This is a genomic window from Corynebacterium sp. HMSC075F02 (assembly GCF_001838335.1).
Classification (GTDB): Bacteria; Actinomycetota; Actinomycetes; order Mycobacteriales; family Mycobacteriaceae; genus Corynebacterium; species Corynebacterium jeikeium_D.
Map to the genome: position 1 here is coordinate 245,718 of NZ_KV836311.1, position 13,911 is coordinate 259,628.

Sequence of the window (13,911 nt, forward strand, 5' to 3'; positions counted from 1 at the left end):
CCTGAGGATCAGACACACTCTTTGACTCTGTCTGTCTCCCCCCCCCAAAAAAAAATCCCCATCGGACGACTCTCCGATGGGGATCTTCCATTCACACCAGCTCGCCGCGCAATTCAGCGCTGCAGACTACCCTGCACGAGCATCCTTTAACGCCGGGAAGCCGGTCAGCGGAACCGTCGCCAAGCAAACGCCTAGTCTTCGAGTTCGGCGATAACCTCGTCGCTGATGTCGGCGTTCGAGTAGACGTTCTGCACGTCGTCGGACTCTTCGAGAGCGTCAATCAGACGGAAGAGCTTGCGTGCACCGTCAGCATCGAGAGCCACCGTGGTAGAAGCGCGGTAGTCCTGATCTGCGGAGTCGTACTCCATTTCGGCATCGACAAGAGCGGTGCGGACATTCATCAGATCGGTAAAGGCGGAGACAACCTCGAACTTTTCGCCCAGGTCGTTGACCTCCTCTGCACCAGCATCGAGAACCGCCATAAGCAGGTCATCCTCGGTCAGCTCGCCCTTCGGCAGCTCGACGACACCCTTCTTTTCGAAGAGGTACGCCACGGCGCCGTTGTCTGCCATGTTGCCGTTGTTCTTGTTGAACGCCGAGCGCACATCGGAAGCAGCACGGTTACGGTTATCGGTCAGGCACTCCACAATCAAAGCGACACTGCCAGGTGCGTAACCTTCGTAGACAATGGTCTCCCAGTCAGCACCGCCGGACTCCTCGCCGGAACCACGCTTGCGGGCACGCTCAATGTTGTCGTTGGGAACCGAGGCCTTCTTGGCCTTCTTAATCATGTCATCGAGGGTGGGGTTACCAGCAGGATCACCGCCGCCGGTACGAGCCGCGACCTCGATGTTCTTGATCATCTTTGCCCACTCTTTGGCGCGCTTGGCGTCATTAGCAGCCTTCTTGTGCTTTGTGGTTGCCCATTTTGAATGACCCGCCATGTGCTAGTTCCTACCATTCCTCTCGTCAATACCCATGTAGATGGGAATTCGTCAGGTGTTCATTATACAAACCGGGGATTTAAATGCCGACAAGCTCTCGCAAAAAGAACTCGTGGAGCCGCGTCTCCCCCGTCGACTCCGGGTGAAAGCTGGTGGCCATCGCAGCCCCCTGCCGTACTCCGACCACTGTACCTGCGGTCTCTCCAGCCGATTCTGGCACCCGCGCTAGCACCTCAACATCATCACCGACACGCTCGACCCACGGTGCGCGAATAAAGGCGGCGTGTACAGGCGGCTGGTCACCACTGATCGCCAGCTGCGGAATATCCAAGTCAGTTTCGAAGGAATCCACTTGCCGGCCAAATGCGTTACGACGGACGGTGATGTCAATCGCCCCCAGGCTAACGGCATCCGGACGGGTATCGAGCACTTCGTCGGCAAGCAAAATCATGCCGGCGCAGGTGCCATATGCCGGAAGGCCATCGCGGAGGGCTTCCCGCAGCGGGTCTTCAAGCTCATTGAAGACCATCAGCTTGCTCATGGTTGTGGACTCGCCGCCGGGCAAAATTAGGCCGCTAAGCCCTTCCAGATCACGGGGCAAGCGCACCTTTCGGTGCGGGACGCCGAGCTGGTCAAGCACATATCCGTGTTCGGCAACGTTGCCCTGAAGAGCGAGGATACCGATTGTTTCCTGTGTCATTAATCTAGGTTCTCACTGCGAGCATCGAAGTTCGTCGCCACTGGCACGGGCTCGACACCCGGGGCCAGGCTTCGGGTCAGCCCTTCCTGCGTGACGACGGCCACGAGCTCGCCCTTTTGGTTAAAGATGCGACCGTGAGTCAATGCGCGACCCGCGTGCGCCGATGGCGAAATCTGGTCGTAGAGCAGCCATTCATCCGCACGGAACGGACGCATAAACCACATCGCGTGGTCGAGGCTGGCTTCCTGGACCTCAACGCCTGGATGCGGAACGAGTGCCGATGACAGCAAAGTCATATCCGACATGTACGCCAGCGTGCAGACGTGGAAGGTCTCGTTATCCGGCAGGCGATCCTTGCACCGGAACCATACCAGCTGCTGGGACGGGGTGTACTTGTTGTGTTCGAACTGATCATCCGGCACTACCCGGATATCCCAGTCCGCCCACTCGCGCATTAGTAGACGACGTGTGTTCGTCATCTCAGAGGTGTCGGTGACCACATCTTCAGGATCTGGCACCTTGCGCATCACGTCAGAGTGCTCGAGTCCCTCATCCCCCTTACGGTGGAAGCTGACCTGCATGACGAAAATCGTACGGCCATCTTGCACAGCTTCGACGGAGCGGTGGCAGAAAGACCGTCCATCGCGAATACGCTTGACCATGTACACCGTCGGGATATGGAGGCGGCCCGGGCCTACAAAGTAGGCGTGGAGGGAGTTCACCGCGAAGGTATTACCCACCGTGCGCGTCGCCGCGACGAGGGACTGGCCGGCAACTTGGCCACCGAAAGTGCGCTGCAGGATTGACTTAATGACTGGGCCACGGAAAATGTCCCGGTCAATCTGCTCCAGATCTAATACCTCGCGGATGTTAGCCATTTTTACCAGCCACGCTCAGCGAGTCGGTGCGGCTGCGGAATCTCGTCGACGTTGATGCCGACCATTGCCTCGCCGAGACCGCGGGAGACATCAGCGATGACCTTCGGATCATCGTAGTGCTGGGTTGCCTGGACGATAGCCTTGGCGCGCTTCTCCGGATCACCGGACTTGAAGATACCGGAACCAACAAAGACACCCTCAGCACCGAGCTGCATCATCATTGCAGCGTCAGCCGGAGTTGCAATGCCACCTGCGGTGAACAGCACGACTGGCAACTTACCGGTCTCAGCGACCTCGCGTACCAGCTCGTACGGTGCCTGCAGCTCCTTGGCGGCAACGTAGAGCTCGTCCGGAGCCATAGAACGCAGACGGTTAATCTCAGCGCGGATGGTGCGCATGTGAGTCACAGCGTTGGAGACATCACCGGTACCGGCCTCGCCCTTGGAGCGAATCATGGCAGCGCCCTCGTTGATGCGGCGCAGAGCCTCACCCAGGTTGGTCGCACCACAGACGAACGGCACGGTGAAGTCAAACTTGTCGATGTGGTTCGAGTAGTCGGCCGGGGTCAGAACCTCGGACTCGTCAATGAAGTCAACACCGAGGGACTGCAGAACCTGTGCCTCAACAAAGTGGCCGATACGGGCCTTGGCCATAACCGGAATGGAGACGGCATTGATAATGCCCTCAATCATGTCCGGGTCAGACATACGTGACACGCCACCCTCTGCGCGAATATCGGCGGGGACGCGCTCCAGCGCCATCACGGCAGTTGCGCCGGCATCCTCAGCGATCTTGGCCTGCTCCGGAGTAACGACGTCCATAATGACGCCGCCCTTCATCATCTCAGCGAAACCGCGCTTGACGCGTGCGGTGCCCTGCCCGGAGTTGTTCTCAACCGTGCTCAACGAACCCTACTTCCCTAATAAAACTGGTGAATGTGACTGTTTGTAGTCGTTTAACACTATAACGCCTGAACTAGACAGTGCTGTTCATTGAGTCAGAAAACACCGCGAACTTCCAGCACAACAGCGGGTTTTCCCACAATTAAGCCGTTGTCAGTCCATCTGCAACATCGAAATATTCCGGTTCAGGTGCAGTGCCCGCCAGCCGCAGCGCGCGCACTAGCGGCCTGGCTCGCAGTGCTTTCGTATCCGTCACCGCATCATTGTAGAAACGGCGGGCGAGCTCGAGCCGCGTATGGGCGTCAGAAAGCTCAATTGCCATCGTCCGGTCCACGGGCTGTTCCCCATAGAGCGCCACAATTTTCCTAGTCAGTTCGTTTTCCACGTCTGCACGCTGCCCAGTGTTGTTGGCTCTAAGTGGTGTGGCTTCCACCTTCGCCACTACCCCGGCGAGTTCCGGGTAGGCGGCACGAGCGACTGCGGCCCTTCGCCCCAACGCCGCTTCCAGTGAAGAACGCGCCAAGTCCGTGCGAATGTGCATACGGTTCAAACGCGTCGCTGTCGATGAAGCCACCAAACCGCTAACGAGTACGACAATCAGCGCAATGACTAGGACAACGACCCAGATTGGAACGGTTACGTCCACCGAAAACCCACTTTCACTCCGCTGCGTTTAATCAGCTAACACGACGGAAATCTCTATGGCGCAATGACGACCTTTTCGCCATCCATGCGCACCGTATCGTACACACGCAGAACGCCGTCGGCGACCTGCGACCAGTCATACTCCCAAGCCCGCTTATGCCCGAGTGCGCGAAGCTCCTCCCCCAACTTTGGCTGCGTCAAAAGGCGTACGACTGCATCCGCAAGGTCTGCGGAGTTACCGTTTTCAAAGTGAAGCCCGTAATGGCCGTCGTCAAGCACGAGTTTGAACGCATCGATGTCGCTGGAGATCACCGGCGCACCCGCCGCCATCGCCTCTACCAGCACGATGCCGAAACTCTCCCCACCACGCTGCGGGGCAATGTACGCATCCGCATCGGCGAGTATTGACGCCTTAGCATCCTCCGACAGTCTGCCGACGAAATGCAGGACATCTGCGTTTCTGCCCGCTTTACGACGAGCTGCCGCGACATCACCATCACCAACAACACAGACCTCAAGCTGTGGAATCTCTGCACGTATTGCCGGCAGCGCGTCGAGCAACACGTCAAAGCCCTTACGAGATTCGTCGAAGCGTCCGAGGAACACGAGCCGATAGACCCCCTCACGCCGTGGCGGGATCTCAGGCAACGATGAGGCGGCCGGGCAGGACTCAAAATCTCCAACACGGACACCATTGGGAATGAGAACCGGGTCGCCGCCGAGTTGCTCAACCTGCCAGCGACGAGCCACTTCCGAGACAGCGATGCCTCCCCGAATGCGTTCAAGGTACTTCCGCAAAAATGGCGTGGCCAACTTCAATGCTAGGGAGTCCGTCGCCGCAGAGTGATAGGTCGCGACAATCGGCCCGACCGAGTTTACTAACGACAGCATTGAAAAACTGGGCGAATTCGGCTCATGGATATGAAGAATGTCGAAGCTACCCTCCTCAATCCATGTGCGGACTCGACGGCTGGTGCGGGGACCAAAAGATAGCCGAGCGACCGAGCCGTTATACGGAATCGGGATGGCGGCACCACCTCGAACAACGAAATCCGGCACGTCCGCCTGCGCGCTAGCTGGGCCGATAAGACTGACCTCGTGGCCGCGACGGATAAACTCCTCACACAAGTCAATCGCGTGAGCTTGAACCCCTCCTGGGACATCGAACGAGTACGGGCACACCATTCCGATTCGCACGGCTACTTTGACCTCTTCTTATCCGCCGGCCACAGTGGCTGCATCATGTGCCAATCCGCTGGATGCTGGGCAATATCAGATTCAAAAACAGTAGCGATGTCCTGGACAATGTCAGGTAGATCGCGCCCCTCAGTCGGCACGAATGGATGCGCTACAAAACGCCAACCATCGCGCGTGTAGGACAGGCCCGCGGGCATAAGCCGAGCGCCCGTGTCCTGCGCCAGCTTTGCTGCACCGACCGGCATTGTCGTCTGCTCGCCGAAAAAAGTGACCGGGACCCCGTGGCCGCCGAAGTCACGATCAGACAGCAGGCACACAACGCCACCTTCTTCCAATCGCTTCTGCAGTTCCGGCATCGCGGGTTTGCCACCGGTAAGCGGGAGAATGTGGAATCCGAGGGATTCGCGGTACTCCACGAAAGCGTCGTAAAGTACCTCTGGCTTCAGCCGTTCCGCCACGGTACTGAACCGACCATGGCGGGAAACGAGCCACATACCTGCCATATCCCAGTTACCAGAATGCGGCAGTGGGATGACGATGGAATCTCCGGCCTCGAGGGCCTCAGCAACTCGTTCGAGCCCATCGCTGGTGGATTCGACCGTGTCTGCCAACTCTGGCGACGCGATGGAGGGCAACCGGAATGCCTCCACCCAATAGCGTAGATAGGAACGCATGGAAGCCCGAATAAGACCTTGCGGCACTTCCTCAGGCGGACAGCCCATAACGCGAGCCAGGTTCTTGCGAAGCTGGCGGGTAGTCGCTGGATTTGCTGCTACACGATCGGCGGCTATGTTGCCGATGCGGTAGGCCACGCGTTCCGGCAGCAGCCCAAAAATCTTCCACCCGGCCATATAGCCGAGCGCAACGAAATCATCTTTCGAGCGAGGCAGGAAGAAACTAGTCATCGTATCCTCCTTTAGTTGTTGGAATCAGCCGAACCCGTGGACTTCGTAGCAGAGTCAGGGTTGATAGATGAACTATCAGCTGCACCTTCTGGCGGGGCGATGGGATCCAACGCTCCTGGCTGCTTAGCCACCATGTACAAGCGCTGAACGACGGTGAATACCGACCCAATCGCCAGGAGCCACATCGCGACGTAGAGGGCATAGTCCACGCCAAGCCCCTGGAGCCCGACGCCAATTAGACCGATAATCAGGCGCTCCGCACGTTCGACGAGACCACCGTTGACCTTGAGGCCGCTAGCCTCTGCTCGAGCCTTAACGTAGGAAATGACCTGGGACGATCCCATGGTAATCAGTGTCAGAATGAGCAGCACTGAATCCGCGCCATGGCGATACACCACCCAATACGCTATCGCCCCGAACAGTGCAGCATCCGTAATACGGTCACAGGAAGCATCCAGCGTCGCTCCGTATTTCGTTCCCCGCCCTCGCAGTCTGGCCATCGTGCCATCGAGCAGGTCAAAAGCAGTGAAAATAGCGATTGACACCGCAGCTGCGAAAAGATGGTTGGTAGGAATCAGGATTACCGCAAGCAGAACGGAAACTACCGTTCCCACCAGGGTGACCGTGTTCGGGCTAATGCCGACCCGCAAAAGTGCAGCGGCAATCGGTTCAACTACTGGGCGGATTGGAGCCCTGCCACGGACACTCAGCATGCTGCCCCATCCTCTTGATTAAGGGCACGCCAGCCGTCGGCAAGCAACTCGCGAGTCTGACGAAGAGCCTGCGGTAACACTTTGGTGCCATCGATCACGGTCATAAAATTGCTGTCACCCGACCAGCGCGGTACGACGTGCATATGCAGGTGATCGGCGACCGAACCGCCGGAGGCTTTGCCCAAGTTGAAACCTACATTGACGGCGTGCGGACGCGAAACCGATTTGAGGGTACGAACCGCATGCTTGGCAAATCGCATCATCTCGGCTGTTTCTTCGTCGGTCAAGTCCTCAAGGTTGGCGACTTCGCGATATGGAACCACCATGAGGTGCCCTGGGTTGTACGGGAACAGATTCAGAACGGCGTACACCCACTCGCCGCGAGCGATAATGAGTGCTTCCTCATCGCTTTGCTTCGGCAAATCAACGAAGGGGTTACGGGATGGCTTGGAGTTATGCACACCACGCTTGACGATGTAATCCAGCCGGTACGGTGCCCATAAGCGCGTGAGCCGATCCGGTTCGCCGTAACCGCTGTCGACGTATACGCCATCAGACGATTCCTGCTGGCCGGCATTGCCCTGCTGCTGCGGAGGCAACTCTTCACTTCCCGACTGATTCACTGCCATCCCCTTCGTTGCGTGGCCGGGTCCCCATTCGAGCCCCGACCACATATATTTCTCTGCTGTAGTTTACGACCTCGCGGTCAACTTCTTTGGATTACCACGCGTGGTTCACCAGTTAAAACAACGCGGTCGAATTAGAGAGCGTTAACGACCTCTAGAGAGCAGAGACATTCTCCTTGTTCGGCTGTTCGTTATTCCGCGAAGCAACCCAATCACAAATGATGTCCACAGCCTTCTCAACTGCCACCCCGTTAATCTGGGTGCCATCGAGGAACCGGAAGCTGACGGCACCTGCCTCAATGTCACGGGCACCAGCCAGAATCATGAACGGAACCTTGGCCTGGGTGTGGTTGCGAATCTTCTTCTGCATGCGGTCATCGGACGTATCCACGTGGACACGGATGCCACGAGACTTCAGCTGTGCAGCAAAGTCCTCCAGGTGTGGGATACAGTCATCCGCAACCGGAATACCAACAACCTGTTCCGGAGCCAGCCAAGCCGGGAAAGCACCTGCGTAGTGCTCCAATAGGACGCCAAAGAAACGTTCGATGGAGCCGAAAAGCGCACGGTGAATCATAATCGGGCGCTTCTTGGTTCCGTCAGGTGCGGTGTACTCGAGCTCGAAGCGCTCCGGCAGGTTGAAGTCGAGCTGTACCGTCGACATCTGCCAAGTACGGCCGATGGCATCGCGGGCTTGGACGGAAATCTTCGGACCATAGAAAGCGGCTCCGCCCGGATCAGGAACGAGCTCGAGGCCAGAAGCATCGGCAACGCGCTGGAGAATAGCTGTGGACTTCTCCCAAATTTCATCCGAGCCGACGAACTTCTTTTCGTCCTTCGTAGACAGCTCCAGGTAGAAGTCATCCAGGCCGTAGTCACGCAGAAGCGAAATGATGAAGTCGAGGACATTAGTAAGCTCTTCTTCCAGCTGATCCTCGGTGCAGTAGATGTGGGCATCGTCCTGCGTAAAGCCACGGGCTCGGGTAAGACCGTGGATAACGCCTGATTTCTCGTAGCGGTAGACGGTGCCGAACTCGAACATACGAATCGGAAGTTCACGGTAGCTGCGACCACGCGATGCGAAAATGAGGTTGTGCATCGGGCAGTTCATCGGCTTGACGTAGTAGTCCTGCGGAGCCTTGGTGCAGTTGCCGTGTTCGTCATATTCGCCGTCGAGCTGCATCGGCGGGAACATGCCATCCGCGTAGAAGTCAAGGTGACCAGACTTCTTGAACAAGTCACCCTTAGTTACGTGCGGCGTGTTCACAAAGTCATAGCCCGCTTCGATATGACGGCGACGGGAGTGCTGCTCCATCTCGTTGCGGATGATGCCACCCTTGACATGGAATACCGGGAAACCAGAACCAATCTCATCCGGGAAGCTGAACAAATCCAGCTCGGAGCCCAAACGGCGGTGATCGCGCTTCTCAGCCTCGAGCATGCGGTCAAGGTACTCGTCTAACGCTTCCTTGGACTCCCACGCAGTGCCGTAAACACGCTGCAGGTTATCTCGAGATTGGTCACCCCGCCAGTACGCAGCGGAAGAACGCGTGATCTTAAAAGCAGGGATGTAACGAGTGGTCGGCACGTGCGGGCCGCGGCAAAGATCAAACCACTCGGTCTCGCCAGTACGCGGATTGACGTTGCGGTAGCCGGTCAAGGTCGTACCTGCACCACCGACGTCGACATTGGCCTCATCATCTTCGGACACCTTGCCGGCCGACTTTTCAACAATCAGCTCGAGCTTATACGGCTCGTCGGCAAGCGCTTCCTGCGCCTGATCGGCAGACTCGAACGCGAAGCGCTCGAATCGCTGACCAGACTTGATGATCTTCTTCATACGCTTTTCGATGCGCTTGAGATCCTCCGGCGAGAAAGGCTCATCGACACGGAAGTCGTAGTAGAAACCATTGTCGATGGCAGGGCCAATGCCCAGCTTCGTCCCAGGGAACTCCAACTGCACGGCCTGAGCCATCACGTGAGTCGCAGAGTGGCGGATGACATCGCGACCGTCCGGAGTATTCGCCGGAACGGGCTCGAAGACGGTTTCCACTTCTGGCTTAAAGGACAGATCCTTCAAATTGCCTTCAGGGTCGCGGACACAAACGATGGCGTCAACGCCCTTGTTCGGGAAACCCAGGTCTCTCATCGCCTCGCCCGCAGAAACTCCTGCGGGCACGGAAAACGGTGCTGGGGTTGCAAATTCTTCTGACACGGCGTGCGTGTACTCCTTTTCAAAGTGTCTTCGAAAATCACATACCTGGTGACCTTCGTCAGTCGTTCACACACTTTACCGCACGGTCAAAACTCAGGCCTCGAAAAGGTCCTGGGCCCAGTACTCCTCCTCAGAAGTTCCTCGTGGCATAACAAACACGGCGGATCCAATGTGGAAAATCCACTGATTGAGACGGTCGTTCTTGGACAGCCGCTCTTGAATCGGATTGAACTGCTCCAACGGGTCCTTCTGGAAACAAATGAATACCAGGCCGGTGTTGGTCTCGAATCGACCATTCGGTTCCGGTGGCAGGTCATAGTTGTAGACCCGTCGCAGAATCCGCTGATTAGGTTTCTCTTTCGGAGGCATTGACAGCGCAACATGGCTGTTCGGATCCGTCAGAGGCAGACCATATTCATCAGTCTTCGCCAGGTCGACGGTCTCAAACTCGTCCTTACCTCCAATTGGCGCGCCGGTGCCGATATCTCGGCCGGTAATAACAGTGCGGCTTTCGCGGTCCAACACATCCCAGCCTGGAATATCCATTTCGATACGGCGGACAACCATCGCTGTACCGCCCCGCAACCAATCCGGACCACTATCAATCCACACCTGCTTGTCGAATTCTTCACGAGTGCGCGGGTTGACCGTACCGTCCTTCTGACCGAAGAGATTGCGCGGGGTCTCGCCTTCCTGCGTAGAACCATTGGCGTGCTGGAAACCAGCTTGCACCCAGTGAACATCCAAATAAGAACCTGCATTTCGGATCATCATTCGGGCCGCATGGGAGACCATTACTGGGTCGTCCGCACAAATCTGCAGGCACAGGTCTCCGCCGTTCCACTCCGGGCGGAGCTCATCGTTAACGTACTTTGGCAGATCTCCCAGCCACTCAGGCTTCTGGTCTTCCCTATCGATGATTGTGAAGAAATTCTCCCCATATCCAACAGTGATAGTCAGATTGGCCGGACTCCCCATGAGCTCAGGTTCCAAGTCCGTTCGAGTAGCCTTGCCGGCTGTCATTCGGCGGGCATCATCCGTCCAGGCACGCATGAGGTTTTGGAGGCGATTGCGATCGACCCCCTTCTTCACGTTGAAGGCAATTAGCCATAGATTCGCCTGTGCGGGCGTCGCAATCCCCGCCTGGTGGGCGCCATCAAAAGGTACGGTTGCTGTCTGCAAAGGCGGTTTCGGCGGCTCTTCCTGTGGACGTTCCAACCCAATCGCCTGGGCTTCCGGCGCCCCCAGGGCGAGCGCTGAGGCTCCTGCGGCGGTGCCGAGCCCGCCAAGAAAACGCCTTCTGGAAAAGCCTTCGGACATTTTGTGCACTCTTACCTTTCTGATTACTTCGAACTGGAACACATGAGATGGCTGGGGATCCGCCAACTTTTCAATAGCTTCAACGCAACCACTGGCCTATCCAATTCGACCGTATCGAAAACCTTTTTCGGAAAAAGAAAAGCGCCGGAGTTCGTTGCATATGCTGCAATAACCTGCCAACTCCAGCGCTTCTGCCACCATTAGATTCAGCTAGTCAATTCCTCGACGTACCTGAGCTCACGCCCGCTTTACGACGAACGATTGCTTGATCAACTTGTCACAAAAATTAGTGGCCCGAGTGATCCATCTCACCGCCACCCATGTGCTCTGGGTTGTTCAGGTCACCGTCATTACCGTAGTCCTCTTCACCTGCTGGCTGGACACGAACCTCAACGTCCTGGGTAATGCTAGAGCCGTCGGAAAGCTCAATGACGAGCTTGTACTCAGCTCCCACATCCATAGCTTCATCATTGTTCATGATCATGAAGTGAGTGCTACCCGGTTCGAGAACGAGTTCGCCATTAGCAGGAATCGTCAAACCTTCCGGCACCTCGAACATCTTGCCGTCCTTGGTATCGTGCTGCTCGAACTTCGTGCCTTCCTTCAGCCCCTCAAGCTTGAAGGAGGAAACCTTGATGTCCTTATCGGTGTTGTTGGTCAGCGTACCGAAGATGGCGGTCATGCCCTTGTCAGCCGGCTTTTCCTTGATGTAGGCATCGGCCAGCTGCACAGCAGCATCACTCTTCTCCATCTGAGAGGTAGCTTCGGTCGCAGCGGAGGTTGCGGACTCAGTCACCTCAGCAGCAGTGTTATCGTCGGACGAGCATCCTGCCAGAGCAAGGGTCAGAGCTGCGGAACCAGCGATCAGTGTAGTTGCAGTGCGATTGAGCTTCATGTGTCTATTTTGCCTTTCGATTAATAACGATGACGACAGCGGCGATGATGACGATGAGTCCACCACCGAGGCCATAAGCCCATAGCGGTATTGACTTCGTTTCCTCGGCGTGCGCACCGGTCTGACGAGATTCTGCCCCGGCTTCGGCTGCGCCAGCAGCATCCGGATCAGCCACTGAAAAAGAGGTCTTTCCTCGGGTGGAGTGACCATCAGAGGAGGTGATTTGGAAACCAATGATGTAGTTACCAGGGCCTGGATTAATATCCTCAGGGATATCCAAAGAGACCTCATTACCCACTACCTCTGGCTCGTGGGAGTACAGGACTTCCTTGGCATCTGCATCACTAATTGCAACGGTGTTGAAATTGTTCTTGGGGTTGCCGGAGAACTTGAGAGAAACGTGGTGCGGAAATTCATCGAGAACCTGCTTGTCGCCTGGGTTAGACGACAGCACGGAATCGTGAGCATGCGCGGGGCCAGCATTAATAACTGACGCACCTGCAAAGACTACAAGCGCCGCAGCAGCGGCTACTGCACGCCGGAAACCCGACTTTGAGAACCGAAACGTTTCGCCTGAAGCGACCCGGGGACTCACTAGAACAGTTCAACTCCTTTAAGCGGGACAGTTCGAGAAGAACAGCAGTAGTCTGACCGCTGCCCTTATACCTATTGTCGGATGGTAGTCCAGAAAAGTTCCCGAGAGGGACGAATATAGTTCAGGTCACACAGCAAAACCCCGGCCGCGCAGTTTTTATACGATGCGTCGACCGGGGTTTTAAATGGTAGTCCCAACTGGGTTCGAACCAGCGACCTTTCCGGTGTGAACGGAACGCTCTCCCACTGAGCTATGGGACTCGGACAGAAAAGCACTAAGCCTTTGCTGCTCTGCGGAATAAGTTAGCACGCGTTTTGGAAGTTTCCCTAATTGGGTTGCATTGCGTTTGCGATTGCGCAGTTCGACGATTTATTACCCCACCGATGGAACTCCATGACGATAGCGACTCGATAGCCCCCAGTAACCAACCCACGAAAGCGAATAAATGACATCGTTGCGATTCAGAGGCATCAAAGGTTGGTCTTTAGCCCTACGCCCACAGGCACAATACAGATGTTCACCTGGTAATTTGTAATCAATCGCACAAGCACGCTAAAGTATCTTTCGCACCGCAAGAGAGCAATTGAGATTCTTCTTCGCTCTCCTTGCAACGTGATGCGGATGTAGCGCAGCTGGTAGCGCATAACCTTGCCAAGGTTAGGGTCGCGGGTTCGAGTCCCGTCATCCGCTCTGGTTTCTCAAGAAGTTAAGCTCTGTGGTATAACTTCGAGGCAACCACTGAGGCGGCAGCCTCACGGTGGAATGGCCGAGTGGCGAGGCAACGGCCTGCAAAGCCGTGTACACGGGTTCGATTCCCGTTTCCACCTCAGCAGAGATTCCTTACCGGTTTCGATGTAATGCGCGTTTAGCTCAGCGGGAGAGCGCTTCCCTGACACGGAAGAGGTCACTGGTTCAATCCCAGTATCGCGCACCACGTAAGCCCTTATGGGCGAGCGTATTTGCGGATGTAGCGCAGCTGGTAGCGCATAACCTTGCCAAGGTTAGGGTCGCGGGTTCGAGTCCCGTCATCCGCTCAGTGCAAAACCCCCTTCTCCTGGAAGGGGGTTGCGCTTGAAAGCTTCTATATAGCTTTTACCCCAGCGCGATTAGCTCAGTGGGAGAGCGCTTCCCTGACACGGAAGAGGTCACTAGTTCAATCCTAGTATCGCGCACCACGTAAGCCCTTATGGGCGAGCGTATTTGCGGATGTAGCGCAGCTGGTAGCGCATAACCTTGCCAAGGTTAGGGTCGCGGGTTCGAGTCCCGTCATCCGCTCAGACCAACTCCCTTCCGGGTATCCGGGAGGGAGTTTTCGTTTAACCTTTGTTAGGCAACCAATTTCGGGTTAAGTAGCAAAAAGTGTGTCTGACTTTCAG

General features: G+C 56.5%; 13 protein-coding genes and 7 tRNA genes. 6 read left to right on the forward strand and 14 right to left on the reverse strand.

Going from position 1 to position 13,911, the window contains the following annotated elements; genetic code table 11:
* Window positions 1-191: 191 nt before the first annotated feature.
* From HMPREF2920_RS05655 to HMPREF2920_RS05720, 14 genes are all read right to left on the reverse strand, one after another.
* Window positions 192-944, reverse strand: coding sequence for a YebC/PmpR family DNA-binding transcriptional regulator (locus HMPREF2920_RS05655; RefSeq protein ID WP_049190798.1), 753 nt, complete (start codon window positions 942-944; stop codon window positions 192-194).
* A 79-nt stretch (window positions 945-1,023) separates the two neighbouring features.
* Window positions 1,024-1,644, reverse strand: coding sequence for a pyridoxal 5'-phosphate synthase glutaminase subunit PdxT (gene pdxT / locus HMPREF2920_RS05660; protein WP_048731318.1), 621 nt, complete (start codon window positions 1,642-1,644; stop codon window positions 1,024-1,026).
* On the reverse strand, window positions 1,644-2,522 hold the full coding sequence (locus tag HMPREF2920_RS05665) for an acyl-CoA thioesterase (protein WP_070854084.1): 879 nt from the start codon (window positions 2,520-2,522) through the stop codon (window positions 1,644-1,646). Before HMPREF2920_RS05665 ends, pdxT begins: the two co-directional genes overlap by 1 nt.
* Window positions 2,523-2,524: 2 nt before the next feature.
* Window positions 2,525-3,427 carry a pyridoxal 5'-phosphate synthase lyase subunit PdxS gene (gene pdxS, locus HMPREF2920_RS05670; protein ID WP_005511452.1) on the reverse strand — a complete coding sequence of 301 codons (903 nt, stop codon included), beginning with the start codon at window positions 3,425-3,427 and terminating at the stop codon, window positions 2,525-2,527.
* A gap of 139 nt (window positions 3,428-3,566) precedes the next feature.
* On the reverse strand, window positions 3,567-4,070 hold the full coding sequence (locus HMPREF2920_RS05675; protein WP_070546665.1) for an NUDIX hydrolase: 504 nt from the start codon (window positions 4,068-4,070) through the stop codon (window positions 3,567-3,569).
* A 53-nt stretch (window positions 4,071-4,123) separates the two neighbouring features.
* Window positions 4,124-5,266: a glycosyltransferase family 4 protein gene (locus HMPREF2920_RS05680; RefSeq protein WP_070546663.1), complete on the reverse strand. Its 1,143-nt coding sequence runs from the start codon at window positions 5,264-5,266 to the stop codon at window positions 4,124-4,126.
* A gap of 2 nt (window positions 5,267-5,268) precedes the next feature.
* Entirely contained in the window at window positions 5,269-6,171 is a 903-nt protein-coding gene (locus HMPREF2920_RS05685) for a phosphatidylinositol mannoside acyltransferase (protein WP_048731328.1), read from the reverse strand.
* A gap of 11 nt (window positions 6,172-6,182) precedes the next feature.
* Entirely contained in the window at window positions 6,183-6,884 is a 702-nt protein-coding gene (gene pgsA / locus HMPREF2920_RS05690) for a phosphatidylinositol phosphate synthase (RefSeq protein WP_049190801.1), read from the reverse strand.
* Window positions 6,878-7,513 carry an ATP adenylyltransferase gene (locus HMPREF2920_RS05695; protein ID WP_042388668.1) on the reverse strand — a complete coding sequence of 212 codons (636 nt, stop codon included), beginning with the start codon at window positions 7,511-7,513 and terminating at the stop codon, window positions 6,878-6,880. Before HMPREF2920_RS05695 ends, pgsA begins: the two co-directional genes overlap by 7 nt.
* A gap of 151 nt (window positions 7,514-7,664) precedes the next feature.
* Complete coding sequence (gene thrS / locus HMPREF2920_RS05700) at window positions 7,665-9,659, reverse strand: threonine--tRNA ligase (protein ID WP_222865026.1); 1,995 nt, start codon at window positions 9,657-9,659, stop codon at window positions 7,665-7,667.
* Window positions 9,660-9,818: 159 nt separating this feature from the next.
* Complete coding sequence (locus HMPREF2920_RS05705; RefSeq protein ID WP_040361740.1) at window positions 9,819-11,045, reverse strand: Dyp-type peroxidase; 1,227 nt, start codon at window positions 11,043-11,045, stop codon at window positions 9,819-9,821.
* Between the two features lie 286 nt (window positions 11,046-11,331).
* The gene (locus HMPREF2920_RS05710) at window positions 11,332-11,940 is read right to left on the reverse strand and encodes a copper chaperone PCu(A)C (protein ID WP_049190804.1); all 609 of its coding nucleotides are present in this window, start codon (window positions 11,938-11,940) and stop codon (window positions 11,332-11,334) included.
* Window positions 11,941-11,944: 4 nt separating this feature from the next.
* Entirely contained in the window at window positions 11,945-12,535 is a 591-nt protein-coding gene (locus tag HMPREF2920_RS05715) for a copper resistance CopC family protein (RefSeq protein ID WP_049190805.1), read from the reverse strand.
* A gap of 185 nt (window positions 12,536-12,720) precedes the next feature.
* Window positions 12,721-12,795: transfer RNA gene (locus HMPREF2920_RS05720), tRNA-Val, on the reverse strand.
* Between the two features lie 357 nt (window positions 12,796-13,152).
* Between HMPREF2920_RS05720 and HMPREF2920_RS05725 the strand changes: the two genes are divergently transcribed.
* The 6 genes from HMPREF2920_RS05725 to HMPREF2920_RS05750 all read left to right on the forward strand — a co-directional run bounded on the left by HMPREF2920_RS05725 (window position 13,153) and on the right by HMPREF2920_RS05750 (window position 13,810).
* Window positions 13,153-13,225 (forward strand) — tRNA-Gly (locus HMPREF2920_RS05725).
* Between the two features lie 66 nt (window positions 13,226-13,291).
* A tRNA-Cys gene (locus HMPREF2920_RS05730) sits at window positions 13,292-13,362 on the forward strand.
* Window positions 13,363-13,394: 32 nt separating this feature from the next.
* A tRNA-Val gene (locus HMPREF2920_RS05735) sits at window positions 13,395-13,469 on the forward strand.
* Window positions 13,470-13,496: 27 nt separating this feature from the next.
* Window positions 13,497-13,569 (forward strand) — tRNA-Gly (locus tag HMPREF2920_RS05740).
* A gap of 66 nt (window positions 13,570-13,635) precedes the next feature.
* Window positions 13,636-13,710 (forward strand) — tRNA-Val (locus HMPREF2920_RS05745).
* A gap of 27 nt (window positions 13,711-13,737) precedes the next feature.
* A tRNA-Gly gene (locus HMPREF2920_RS05750) sits at window positions 13,738-13,810 on the forward strand.
* The last annotated feature ends 101 nt before the right edge of the window (window positions 13,811-13,911 follow it).

Bases quoted from the DNA above. Each gene is read 5' to 3' on its own strand.
- HMPREF2920_RS05695 (WP_042388668.1), bottom strand. From the start codon at position 7,513: ATGGCAGTGAATCAGTCGGGAAGTGAAGAGTTGCCTCCGCAGCAGCAG.
- HMPREF2920_RS05655 (WP_049190798.1), bottom strand. From the start codon at position 944: ATGGCGGGTCATTCAAAATGGGCAACCACAAAGCACAAGAAGGCTGCT.
- HMPREF2920_RS05665 (WP_070854084.1), bottom strand. From the start codon at position 2,522: ATGGCTAACATCCGCGAGGTATTAGATCTGGAGCAGATTGACCGGGAC.
- pdxT (WP_048731318.1), bottom strand. From the start codon at position 1,644: ATGACACAGGAAACAATCGGTATCCTCGCTCTTCAGGGCAACGTTGCC.
- HMPREF2920_RS05685 (WP_048731328.1), bottom strand. From the start codon at position 6,171: ATGACTAGTTTCTTCCTGCCTCGCTCGAAAGATGATTTCGTTGCGCTC.
- thrS (WP_222865026.1), bottom strand. From the start codon at position 9,659: ATGAGAGACCTGGGTTTCCCGAACAAGGGCGTTGACGCCATCGTTTGT.
- HMPREF2920_RS05710 (WP_049190804.1), bottom strand. From the start codon at position 11,940: ATGAAGCTCAATCGCACTGCAACTACACTGATCGCTGGTTCCGCAGCT.
- pgsA (WP_049190801.1), bottom strand. From the start codon at position 6,884: ATGCTGAGTGTCCGTGGCAGGGCTCCAATCCGCCCAGTAGTTGAACCG.
- HMPREF2920_RS05705 (WP_040361740.1), bottom strand. From the start codon at position 11,045: ATGTCCGAAGGCTTTTCCAGAAGGCGTTTTCTTGGCGGGCTCGGCACC.